Below are 11,588 nucleotides of genomic sequence, written 5' to 3' on the forward strand. Positions count from 1 at the left end.
GATCAGCCGAGGCCGCACGCCGCAAGCCGGGCGCGCAACGCGGCGTCCGTTTCGGCCGCAAGCTCGAGCAGCCCAGGATAGGGATCGCCCGGTATCCCGAGCGCGGCGGCGAACGCCGGCTCGGTCTTGAGACCATCTGCCCGCAATTCGCTGACGGCTCGCCGCAGCCGTCCGTCATCAAGCGCGAGCAGCCGCCGCTCCACCTCGAAATGGATCCAGCCCCGCTGCTGGCGCACGGGAAGCTGATCGCCGAACAGTTCGAACGGCCAGCCATCCCACACAAAGCGGGCAATCGCCGGCCGCGTCCCCGAGGTCCATCGGTAGAGCACGAAATCATCGGCCGATTGATAGTGGGACCAAACGATGTCCGCGAACGCGTTCGGATCCAGCGCATGACAGACGATATCGACGTCCCTGCCCGACACGGCAAGGCCTAGCGGCAGCGTTCCGACGATATGGGGATCGAACGGCCTGAGCAGCTCCATCACGGCGGAGCTGGTGACGGCGGATGCATAGTGCCCGATAGTCATCGCGTGGCGTGCCCTCGAGATCGCGGCGAAGCAATACCACGCTCGCGCGGAATGAGGGAACCTCGACAAGCCGGGCGAAGCCTGACGGAAGCGGTCTTGTAAGCGCTACGGGGCGATTTCGACCCCGTCACCGTGGTCGAAATCGCCCCGCCAAACGAGCAGACAGGCGGGACTGCCTCGCAATCCCGCCTGTCCAGCCGATAGTCGCTTTGATCGTTCGATCGATTAGCCGAACTGGTTCATCGTGTTGTGGGCGCCGCCCGCCTTGAGGGCAGCCTCACCGGCGAAGTACTCCTTGTGATCGTCGCCGATGTCGGAGCCCGCCATGTTCTGATGCTTCGCACAGGCGATGCCCTGACGGATCTCCGCGCGCTGCACGTTCTTGACGTAGCCAAGCATGCCTTGCTCGCCGAAATACTCCTTCGCGAGATTGTCGGTCGACAGCGCAGCCGTGTGATAGGTCGGCAGCGTGATCAGATGGTGGAAGATGCCGGCGCGCTTGGCCGAATCCGCCTGGAAGGTACGGATACGCTCGTCGGCCTCGATCGCCAGCGGCGTGCCGTCGTATTCCACCTTCATCAGTTCGGCGCGGTTGTACTTGCTGACATCCTTGCCGGCTTCCTTCATCGCGTCGTAGACCTGCCAACGGAAGTTGAGCGTCCAGTTGAACGACGGCGAGTTGTTGTAGGCCAGCTTCGCGTTCGGAATGACCTTGCGGATGCGATCGACCATCGAGGCGATCTGCTCGATATGCGGCTTCTCGGTCTCGATCCACAGCAGGTCAGCGCCGTTCTGCAGCGAGGTGATGCAGTCGAGCACGCAGCGATCCGCACCGGTGCCGGGACGGAACTGGTAGAGATTGCTGGGCAGCCGCTTCGGACGCATCATCTTGCCGTTCTGGTTGATGATGACGTCGCCGTTGCGCGCATTGGCAGCCGTCACTTCCTCGCAGTCGAGGAAGCTGTTGTACTGATCGCCGAGGTCGCCGGGCTTGTGGCTCACGGCGATCTGCTGCGTTAGGCCGGCGCCGAGCGAGTCGGTACGGGTCACGATGATGCCGTCTTCGACGCCGAGCTCGAGGAACGCGTGGCGGCAAGCGCGGATCTTCGCGATGAAGACCTCGTGCGGCACGGTGACCTTGCCGTCCTGGTGGCCGCACTGCTTCTCGTCGGAGACCTGGTTCTCGATCTGCAGGGCGCAGGCGCCCGCCTCGATCATCTTCTTGGCGAGCAGGTAGGTCGCCTCGGCGTTGCCGAAGCCGGCGTCGATGTCGGCGATAACAGGCACGACGTGGGTCTGGAAGTTGTCGATCTTCTCGATCAACGCCTTCTCCTTGGCCTTGTCGCCTTCCTTGCGCGCCGCATCGAGCGCGCGGAAGGTATCATTGAGCTCACGGGAATCCGCCTGGCGCAGGAAGGTGTAAAGCTCTTCGATCAGGGCCGGCACCGAGGTCTTCTCGTGCATCGACTGGTCGGGCAGCGGGCCGAATTCGGAGCGCAGCGCCGCAATCATCCAGCCGGACAAATAGAGGTAACGGCGATCGGTATTGCCGAAGTGCTTCTTGACCGAGATCAGCTTCTGCTGCGCGATGAAGCCGTGCCAGCAACCGAGCGACTGGGTGTACTTGGTGCTGTCGGCGTCATAGGCGGCCATGTCGGCGCGCATCAGCGCAGCCGTGTAGCGGGCGACATCCAGACCGGTCTTGAAGCGGTTCTGCAGGCGCATGCGCGCCACGGCTTCGGCGGTGACGCCGTTCCAGGTGTCCTTGGTCTTGAGCAGCGCCTCGGCCGCCTCGAGCTCGCTCTGATACGAAGCCGGCCCCTGGATGCTGATCCCGCGCGGTTGGAAGTTCATGTCCGTGATCCCTTCGGTGACGAAATAACTGGTCTCTTTGTAAGCCCAGCCTCACCGGGAGCTAGACCTGGCGTGGAAAACTTGTCATAACTTACAAGAAACCGATGTATTGTTGTAAGAATCTTACAAACCTTGGATGAGGCGATGGTAACCTCAAGCGCCCGTTCCGTTTTCATGGGCCCGCGGCTGCGGCGGCTGCGGCGCGATCTCGGGCTGACCCAGGCCGACATGGCGGCCGATCTCGAAATCTCCGCCCCCTATGTCGCGCTGCTGGAACGCAATCAACGGCCGGTGACGGCGGACATGCTGCTTCGGCTTGCCCGTACCTACAAGATCGATCTGGCCGATCTCGCCGGCGACGGCGGCGCCGATCACACCGCGCGCATGCAGTCGGTCTTGAAGGAGCCAATGTTTGCCGACATCGACATCCCCGCGCTCGAGGTCAGCGACCTCGCGGTCAGCTATCCCGGAATGACCGAAGCGTTCCTGCGCCTCTACACCGCCTATCGCGAGGAACAGCTGGCGCTTGCGGAGCGGAGGGCTCCGGACCTGGTGGGCGGCGGGTCGCACCTCGGTCAGGAGAACTTTGACGCCAACGATCCCGTCGCGGAAGTCAGGCGATTTCTCGCCGCGCGCCGCAACAATTTCGCTAACCTCGACGATGCGGCCGAGCGTCTCGTCCACGAACCGGCCGGACCAGCCGGATTCATCGAGCGGCTTCGCGAGCGTCACAAGCTCCAGGTCCGCTATCTGCCGCCCAACGTCATGCTTGGTTCGGTCCGGCGACTGGATCTCCATCGCCGACAATTGCTGCTCGAGGACTCGCTCGATACCGCGGGCCTCAATTTCCAGCTGGCCAAGCAACTCGCCTATCTGGAACTGGAAGGCGAGATCGGCGCGGCGGTGGAAGACGGCAAGTTCACCAGCAAGAGCGCCGAGTTGCTGGCCCGCCGCGCACTCGCGGCCTATGCCGCGGCCGCGCTCATCATGCCGTATTCGGTGTTTGCGAAAGCGGTCGAGACGCGGCGTTACGATCTGGAGGCGCTGGCACGCCAGTTCGGCACCAGCTTCGAGCAGATCGCGCACCGCGTGACGACGTTGCAGCGGCCGGGCCTCGAGAAGGTGCCGTTCTTCCTGATCCGCGTCGATCCGGCCGGTAACATTTCCAAGCTGCTCGATGGCGCCGGCTTCCCGTTTGCAAAGCACGGCGGCGCGTGTCCGCTATGGTCGGTCCACGACATCTTCAAGACGCCACGCCAGATCGTCACGCAATGGCTGGAATTGCCCGACGGCCAGCAGTTCTTCTCGATCGCCCGCACCGTGACCGCCGGCGGCGGCGCGTTCGGTGCCATCCGCGTCGAGCGGGCGATCGCGATCGGCTGCGCCGCCGAGCATGCAGGCCAGCTGATCTACACGCGCGACGGACAGGGGCCGAACGCGGATGAGCCGACCCCGATCGGCGTCGCATGCCGGGTCTGCCATCGCCCGAGATGCGCGGCGCGGTCGGCGCCGCCGATCGGACGCGAGATTCTTCCCGACGATTTCAGAACCTCGAGCGTTCCGTTCGGCTTCTCGGCGGATTGACGCCGCCGATCACCCCTGCGGCCGGTTCGCGTCATACAGCACCCGCACGCGGATCGTGCCGTCGATGTCTTTCAAATCGGCCAGCAGTCCCTCGCCCTCGCCGCCGACAACGTCGGTCTCGAGCACGACATAGCCGACTTGCGGATCAGTCTGGAGATATTGCGCCAGGATGTTGATCCCGTGCCGGGAAACCGCGTCGTTGACCTGACGCATGACGCCCGGAACGTTGCGGTGAACATGGATGAAACGGGTGCCGGTCGGTCGCGCCGGCAATTGCACCTGCGGAAAATTCACCGCGCCGAAGGTCGACCCGACATCGGAATAATCAATCAGCTTGCGCGCAACTTCGCCGCCGATGCGATCCTGCGCCTCTTCCGTCGAACCGCCGACATGCGGCGTGAGGATGACGTTGGGCAGGCCCTGCAGCGGCGAGACAAAGCGTGCCTCGTTCGACACCGGTTCGACCGGGAACACGTCGACTGCGGCACCCGCCAGCCGCTCCTCACGCAGCGCGCTCGCCAGCGCATCGAGATCGACCACGGTGCCGCGCGAGTTGTTGATCAGATAGGCCTCGGGCTTCATCAGCTGGAGCTGGGCTGCGCCGATCATGTTGGCGGTGGTCGGCGTCTCCGGCACATGCAGCGAGACGACGTCGCTCGCTGCGAGCAACGCGTCAAGCGACTCGGCAGGCTCGGTATTGCCGTGGCGGAGCTTGTCGGTCTGATCGAAATAGATCACGCGCATACCCATGGCTTCCGCGAGGTTCGACAGCTGCGAGCCGATGTTGCCGTAGCCGACGATGCCGAGCGTCTTACCGCGCACCTCACGGCTGCCTTCGGCGGACTTGTCCCAGCCGCCGGCATGTGCGGAGACGGAACGCGGAAAGATCCGGCGGAACAGCATGACGATCTCGGCGATGGTCAGCTCCGCCACGCTGCGGGTGTTGGAGTATGGCGCATTGAACACGGGGATTCCGAGCTTTCGCGCGGCGTCGAGATCCACCTGATTGGTGCCGACCGAAAAGCAGCCGACAACGAGCAATCGGTCGGCGGCCTCGAGGATTTCCGCAGTCAGCTGGGTCCGCGACCGAATTCCCAGCATATGGATACCCGACAGCGCTTGCTTGAGCTCTTTGGGCCCCAGCGCCTTGGGCAGACGTTGCAACTCGGTATAGCCGTTCGCCTCGAACATCCGGACTGCAGAATCATTCACGCCCTCCAGCAGCAGCACGCGTATTTTGGTCTTGGGCAGCGACAGCATCATCAGGATCCGGGCTCGTGGGTTCGGGCAAGTCATGCACGAACGCAGTTTCGACGGATCAGGTGATAACATGGAAAACAATCGCATCAGAAGCCGCCATCGGCGGCACGTCCTGCGATTTCCGATGAAGCCCGCTCGATCGGCGCGCCCAGATGCAGGAGCAGGAACCGATTCAGCCAAATGTCCTGCCAATTCGCCGGTAAAGCCCCTGTAGCGCCTCCCAAGGCGTTCAAACGCCCGCTCTGGCTCACCGGCTGCAGGTCAGTCAAACTCGGCGCCGAGGGTTATATCCAGAGCGCTGCCTCACTTCCCCGGTTCCGGCGCCCGCAAGCCTGCCACCGTCGCCGGAGCAGATCAGGAAATCGCCATCCCTGACGTCTTGTCGAACAAATGCGTTCGCTCAAGATCGAGCGCGACGTCGATGACGTGATCCGGCTCCGCGGCGACGCCAACCGGCATTTGCGCGGTGAACGCAAAGCCCGCGACCGTCCCGATCACCAGCGTGTGCGGCCCCAGCGGCTCCACGTCTTTCACGAGCAACCGGACGGAAGAACCCGCCGGCGCGCCTTGCCGCAACACATGATCGGGCCGCACGCCGAGCACCACGGGCTTGCCGACGCTTGCTGCGTAGGCCGCCTCGCGGGACTTCGGTATGCGCAAAGCCGTGCCGGATGGGGCGGTGAAGGTGAGCGCGCCGTCGCTGGCAATGATCTCACCATCGATGAAGTTCATGCTGGGCGCGCCCATGAAGCCCGCGACGAACAGATTAGAGGGCTTCTCGTAGATTGTAATCGGATCGGCCGCCTGCTCGATCCGGCCTTTGTTCATCACCACGACGCGATCGGCCATCGTCATGGCTTCGACCTGGTCGTGCGTGACATAGACGATCGTTTTGGCGAGACGGCGATGCAGCGCCTTGATCTCGGTCCGCATCTCAATGCGGAGCTTGGCGTCGAGATTGGACAGCGGCTCATCGAACAGAAACACATCCGGGCTGCGCACGATGGCGCGGCCGATCGCCACGCGCTGGCGCTGCCCGCCGGAAAGCTGCTTGGGCCGACGTTGCAGGTACTGTTCCAGGTCAAGGACGCGTGCCACGTCGTTGACGGCCTTCTCGATGCTGGCGCGCGATTCGCCGCGCACTTTCATGCCGTAGCCGATGTTCTCGCCGACCGTCATGTGCGGATAGAGCGCGTAGTTCTGGAACACCATCGCGCAATTGCGCAAGCCGGGCCGCAACTGGGTGACGTCGCGGTTGCCGATCCGGATGGTGCCGCCGGTGACGGCCTCCAGTCCCGCGATCATGCGCAACGTCGTGGTCTTGCCGCAGCCGGACGGGCCGACCAGCACGACAAACTCCTCGTCGGCCACGTTGAGGTCGAGCCCTTCGATGATCTTGTAGGGCCCGTATGCCTTGCTGACGTTCTCGATCTCGACGTGCGCCATGGAATCCTTTTCCGTCCCTTCGACGGCTAGTCAAGCCCCGGATGACGCTCGCGCATCATCCGGGACGTCTCACTGGAAAGCTAGTTCTTGGGCGGGAGGCCCATCGCCGCGCGATAGGCGGCGAGCTGCTTGGCCCGGCCGAACTCGTCGGTCAGGCGATTCCACTCCTTCGCCATCGCGTCGAGCGCCGCCTGCGGCGTGGTCTGGCCGGCCAGCGCCTTGCCGAGTTCGATCTCCACCACCTCGGTGTAGGAGAAATAGCCGGGCAGACGCATGTCGAGCGCGACGTTCTTGGCGTTGATGGAGTCCGATTGCGCGCCGAGATATTCCTTGGCCTCTTTCGGCGAGAAGATCTTGCTCCACAGTTGCAGATTGGCGGTGTGCGATTTGCGATAGGGATTGACGCCGCTGCCGCCGGTGATCGCCGCCTGGCCCGACACCTCGGGGCTCGTCAGCGTCTTGACGAAGTCCCACGCCGCCTGCTGGTTCTTGCCGGCCTTCGGCACCGCGATCTGCCAGCCGCCGAACGCCATGAACGGTCCCGGAATGACGCTCGGGAACTTGTCCCATTTCTTGGTCTTGGCGTTCCAGATCTCGTCCGAACCGGGCAGCATCGCCGAGCCGACCTTGCCCGAAATCTTGGACTGCTTCGGATCGGCGGCGATCACACCGGTGTCGCCCCAGCCGATCGATTCCGCCACCTGCCCACCGGCCACGGCTGCGTTCACCTCGCCGAACGAGAAGTTCAGCGCGTTGGGCGGCCCGAGTTTCGATGCCCGGATGTATTCCTCGAGCCCCTTCACCCAGCCCGGGTTGTTGATCTGCGCGTCCATCGTCTCGGGGTCGAAGAACATCGCACCCGGATAGTTCGGACTGTTGGCGTAGGCCGCCGCATGGCTGAAGAAGAACCAGAATTGCTGACCGCCGCGACGAAACGCTTCCGCCGTTCCCCACAGGCCCTTGTCGGGCCGCTGGAAGAACTCCGCGATGTCGAGATATTGCTTCCAGGTCTTCGGCGGCGCGAGGTCGTAGCCGTATTTGGCCTTGAACGCGTCCTTCTCCTTGGGATCGCTGAACAGGTCGGTGCGGTACGTATAGGTGTGGACGTCGCCGTCCATCGATTGCGAGTAGATCTTGCCTTCCCACACCATCAGGCGTTCGCGATAGGCCGGCTCGATATCGTCCCAATCCTTGCCGGACTGCATCTCCTTCGGCATCTCGCTGAGATAGGGGACGAAATCCGGCAGCCAGGCCGGCGCAAAGCTGACGAGATCGAACGTCGCGTCCGACGCCGTGAGCGATGTCGCGATCTTCGGATAGAGCTCGGACCATGGAAACTCGACGACATTGACCTTGCCGCAGGTCTTCTTGGTCCATTCGTCCGCGCCTAGCTTGAGCGCGGATGCGATATACGGTCCGGTCTGCGACGCCACCGTCAGGGTGACGCCGGTGTAATCCGGGCTACAGGCAGCATTCGCCTGACTCGCGGCGCAGGCCATCGCGAGCGAGGTGGTCAGCATCAGGAACGTCCGTCGCAACATCGTCTAGTCCTCCCTACAAGGTTTTTTGCTATTTGATGGCCCCGAGCAGCAGGCCCGACCGCATCATCCGGCTGAGCAGGCCCGCCATGATCATCATGGGAACGATGGCGACGAGCGCCGCAGCCGAGATCGCCCACCATTCGTCGCCGCGCTGGCTGTTCTGTCCCGCCACCAGGATAGGCAGCGTCTGCCATCTGGAATTGGTCAGGAACAGCGCGAACAGAAACTCATTCCAGACGAAGGCCAGCGTGATCATGAACGTCGCCAGCAGCCCGTTCATCGACATCGGCACCACGATGCCGAAGAAGATGCGCCAGCTCGGCACGTTGTCGACCATCGCGGCCTCCTCGACCTCGATCGGCACCGCCTCGAAGAAGTCGCGCATCAGCCAGACCACGATCGGCAGCGAGAAGGCGACGTAGCACAGCGTCAGGCCGACGAAGCTGTCGATCAGCTGGAAACCGAGCCGGCCGATCTCGCTGTAGAGCAGATACAGCGCAAAGGCCGTCACGATCGGCGGGAACATGCGCTGGCTGACGAACCAGAACAGGATGTCCTCATTGCCGAGGATCGGTCCGGGCAACGGCAAACGATTGGCGGCGACGGCAGCGATCAGCGCGATAGGAAACGCGAGCAACAGCGCCTGCGGGCGGGTCAATCCGAACGTCGCGTTGAAGAACAGATAGCCGCCGAGCGCGAGCAGGAAGAACACGAGCCCCGCACCAAGGCGTACCCTGAACTCGAAGCGCACCAGCGCGTAGGCCGCCATTGCGCCGATCGCGGTGGCGATGGCTGCCGCCGACAGGCCGACGATGGTCGAATTCAGGAAGGTGTGGAAGAACTCGCCGCGGATTCCCTGATAGAGATCGATGAAGGGCTGCAAGGTCGGCGTGAAGTCGATGAACGGCATATAGGTCGGCCCGCCGACCACGCCCGGCGGCGTCTTGAACGCGGTCACGACCACCCAATAGAGCGGAAACACCGTGATCAGACACCAGACGAGGACGCCGACCGTAACCAGGCGGCGGCTCCATGGCGATAGTCCCGTCAAGCCCTGCCCGCTCATCGGCGCTTCTCCAGATGAGGCCGCAGCAGCGCCAGATAGGTGACGCCGATGATCGTGATCGCGATCAGGAACAGGAAGCTGAGCGCCGACGTGTAGCCGAGATTGAACTTCTTGAAGCCTTCCTGATAGGCGAACAGCGTCAGCGTCTCTGTGTCCACGCCCGGCCCGCCGCCCGTCATCACGAACACCGTGTCCATGATCTTGTAGCTCTCGATCAGGCGGATGAAGACGATCGCGGCCGAGATCGGCAGCAGCATCGGAAAGGTGATGCCCCAGAACTGCTGCCAGGCGCTCGCATTCTCGAGCTCGGCAGCCTCGTAGACGTCTTCGGGCAGCGTTTGCAGGCCGGCCAGCATCATCAGGATCACGAACGGGGTCCACTGCCAGACCTCGACCGCGATGATGCAGGCGAGCGCCCAATGTCCGTTGGTGAGGAACGGCAGGTTGACCAGGCCGAACTTCGACAGGAACTGGTTGAGCGGCCCCATCGTCGGGTTGAACATCATGCGCGCGACCAGCGCGACTGCGACGGGCGCGAGCAGCATCGGCAGCAGCAAGGCGACACGAAACAGCCGCTCGCCCGGCACGCGCGCGTTCAGTGCCAGCGCGACACCGAAACCAATCGCGTATTGCAGCCCGACGGCGATGAAGGCAATCAGCGTCGTGGTGTAGATCGCGTTCCAGAACCGCGGCTCCTGCAACAGCGTCGCATAGTTGCCGAGCCAGACCACCCGCGGCGGGATCGGCGGGATCAGGCGATAGCTCAGGAAGCTCGTGGTGAGCGAATAGATCAGCGGAAAGATCGAGATCGCCAGCACGACGAGCACCGCCGGCCAGATGAAGACATGCTTGATCGGATCATTCCGCATCATCGCGCGATCATCCCTTCAGCAGCGCGTCGATCTCCGCGCGCCGCGGCATCGCGGGCGCCGTGCCCGGTCGGGTCACCGAGATCCCGGCCGTGGCCGAGCCGAACCGCGCGGCCTCGAGCGGATCGGCGCCATCCGCGAGCGCCGCCGCGAAACCGCCGACGAAGGCGTCGCCCGCGCCGGTTGTATCGACCACCTTGCCGGCGGCGAAGGGCGGCACGTGCAGCGAGCGGTCCCGCGCATGAAACAACGCGCCGCGCTCGCCGAGCGTGATCAGCGCCGTGCCCGCGCCTTTCGCCAGCAGCGCACCGCCGGCGCGGCGGGCACCGGCGAGATCGCTCACCGCGATCCCGGTCAGCGCTTCGGCCTCGGTCTCGTTGGGGACGACATAATCGCAGAGCGCAAACAGGCCAGCGTCGAACTTGATCGCCGGCGCCGGATTGAACACGGTGATGCTGCCGGCGGCGCGTGCGATCTCGAGCCCGCGCCGCGCCGCATCGACGGGCTGCTCGAGCTGCGTCACGAACACGCTGGAGTCGCGAATCGCGTCCGCCACCGCATCGACATCGGCCGGGCCGATCCCGCCCGCTGCGCCCGGCACCACGATGATCGCGTTATCGCCGCGCGTCTCGTGGACGTAGATGAACGCTGCTCCGGTCGGCGCGTCCGCCGTCCTGGCGACGCGCGGCCGGATTCCTTCGGCCTCCCAAGTCTTGATTGCAAGCTCGCCGAAGGCGTCGTTGCCAATCCGCGAGATGAAACTCACGCTGGCGCCGGCCCTTGCGGCGGCGACGGCCTGGTTGGATCCCTTGCCGCCGGGCCCCATGGCGAATCCCGAGCCGGCGATGGTTTCGCCGATCGCCGGCATGTTGCCGGCGCGGAACGCCAGGTCGACGACGAAGACGCCGAGGACGGCGACGCCATTCTTGCTCATGTCGTCACTCCCCGTCCGGCGCGATGACGCCCTTGCTGAACAGGAAGCAGCCGTAGAAGCGCCGCTCGCCGGTCGCGATCACGCAATAGGCCGCCTTGGCCTTCTCGTAGAAGGCATGGCGCTCGACGCCGACCAGCGGCCAAGATCTTCCCTCGGCGCGGTCGATCGCGGCCTGCACCTCGCGCTGCACCGGCGGCACTTCCTGAGCCTGGCCGACGATCTCCATGCGGATCGCGGCATCGTCGACAAACGTATCGAGCGGCATCACCGAGAGAACGGCCTCGACCGCCTTGGCAGCACTCACATTGTCGATGCGCAGCAACTCGCCAAGCACGCTCTGGCGCGCGATCGAGTCGGCCGGAAAATTGGTGTCGCACACCACCAGGCGATCGCCGTGCCCCATCGCCCGCAGGGCGTAGAGCACGTCGGCATTGAGCAGTGGATTGATGCCCTTGAGCATGTTGCGTCCCTCCCTTGTCGTCAAACTAGCCGAACTCTGACGGT

Annotated in this window: 10 protein-coding genes; 1 reads left to right on the forward strand and 9 read right to left on the reverse strand. The window is 64.2% G+C overall.

Features of this window, described 5'->3' with window-relative positions:
* Positions 1–2 precede the first annotated feature (2 nt).
* The gene (locus BraRD5C2_RS17520) at positions 3–530 is read right to left on the reverse strand and encodes a DUF4269 domain-containing protein (protein ID WP_223969977.1); all 528 of its coding nucleotides are present in this window, start codon (positions 528–530) and stop codon (positions 3–5) included.
* Between the two features lie 225 nt (positions 531–755).
* Positions 756–2,384: an isocitrate lyase gene (locus BraRD5C2_RS17525; protein ID WP_223969979.1), complete on the reverse strand. Its 1,629-nt coding sequence runs from the start codon at positions 2,382–2,384 to the stop codon at positions 756–758.
* A 144-nt stretch (positions 2,385–2,528) separates the two neighbouring features.
* Here BraRD5C2_RS17525 and BraRD5C2_RS17530 point away from each other — a divergent pair, with 144 nt between their 5' ends.
* Positions 2,529–3,968 (forward strand): helix-turn-helix domain-containing protein, encoded by a 1,440-nt coding sequence (locus BraRD5C2_RS17530; RefSeq protein ID WP_223969981.1) that lies wholly within the window; start codon positions 2,529–2,531, stop codon positions 3,966–3,968.
* Between the two features lie 9 nt (positions 3,969–3,977).
* Here BraRD5C2_RS17530 and serA read toward each other — a convergent pair whose 3' ends face one another.
* The 7 genes from serA to BraRD5C2_RS17565 form a co-directional block, all read right to left on the reverse strand.
* The gene (gene serA / locus BraRD5C2_RS17535) at positions 3,978–5,231 is read right to left on the reverse strand and encodes a phosphoglycerate dehydrogenase (RefSeq protein WP_223969983.1); all 1,254 of its coding nucleotides are present in this window, start codon (positions 5,229–5,231) and stop codon (positions 3,978–3,980) included.
* A 351-nt stretch (positions 5,232–5,582) separates the two neighbouring features.
* Entirely contained in the window at positions 5,583–6,674 is a 1,092-nt protein-coding gene (locus BraRD5C2_RS17540) for an ABC transporter ATP-binding protein (RefSeq protein ID WP_223969984.1), read from the reverse strand.
* Positions 6,675–6,754: 80 nt separating this feature from the next.
* A complete protein-coding gene (locus tag BraRD5C2_RS17545; protein ID WP_308444432.1) occupies positions 6,755–8,194 on the reverse strand; it encodes an extracellular solute-binding protein in 1,440 nt (479 codons plus the stop codon).
* Positions 8,195–8,243: 49 nt separating this feature from the next.
* A complete protein-coding gene (locus BraRD5C2_RS17550; RefSeq protein WP_223969986.1) occupies positions 8,244–9,281 on the reverse strand; it encodes a carbohydrate ABC transporter permease in 1,038 nt (345 codons plus the stop codon).
* The gene (locus tag BraRD5C2_RS17555; protein ID WP_176533088.1) at positions 9,278–10,153 is read right to left on the reverse strand and encodes a carbohydrate ABC transporter permease; all 876 of its coding nucleotides are present in this window, start codon (positions 10,151–10,153) and stop codon (positions 9,278–9,280) included. Before BraRD5C2_RS17555 ends, BraRD5C2_RS17550 begins: the two co-directional genes overlap by 4 nt.
* Positions 10,154–10,160: 7 nt before the next feature.
* A complete protein-coding gene (rbsK, locus tag BraRD5C2_RS17560) occupies positions 10,161–11,084 on the reverse strand; it encodes a ribokinase (protein ID WP_223969987.1) in 924 nt (307 codons plus the stop codon).
* Between the two features lie 4 nt (positions 11,085–11,088).
* Positions 11,089–11,544: an RbsD/FucU family protein gene (locus tag BraRD5C2_RS17565; protein WP_223969988.1), complete on the reverse strand. Its 456-nt coding sequence runs from the start codon at positions 11,542–11,544 to the stop codon at positions 11,089–11,091.
* Positions 11,545–11,588 lie beyond the last annotated feature (44 nt).

This window comes from Bradyrhizobium sp. RD5-C2 (assembly GCF_019972155.1).
Classification (GTDB): domain Bacteria; phylum Pseudomonadota; class Alphaproteobacteria; order Rhizobiales; family Xanthobacteraceae; genus Bradyrhizobium.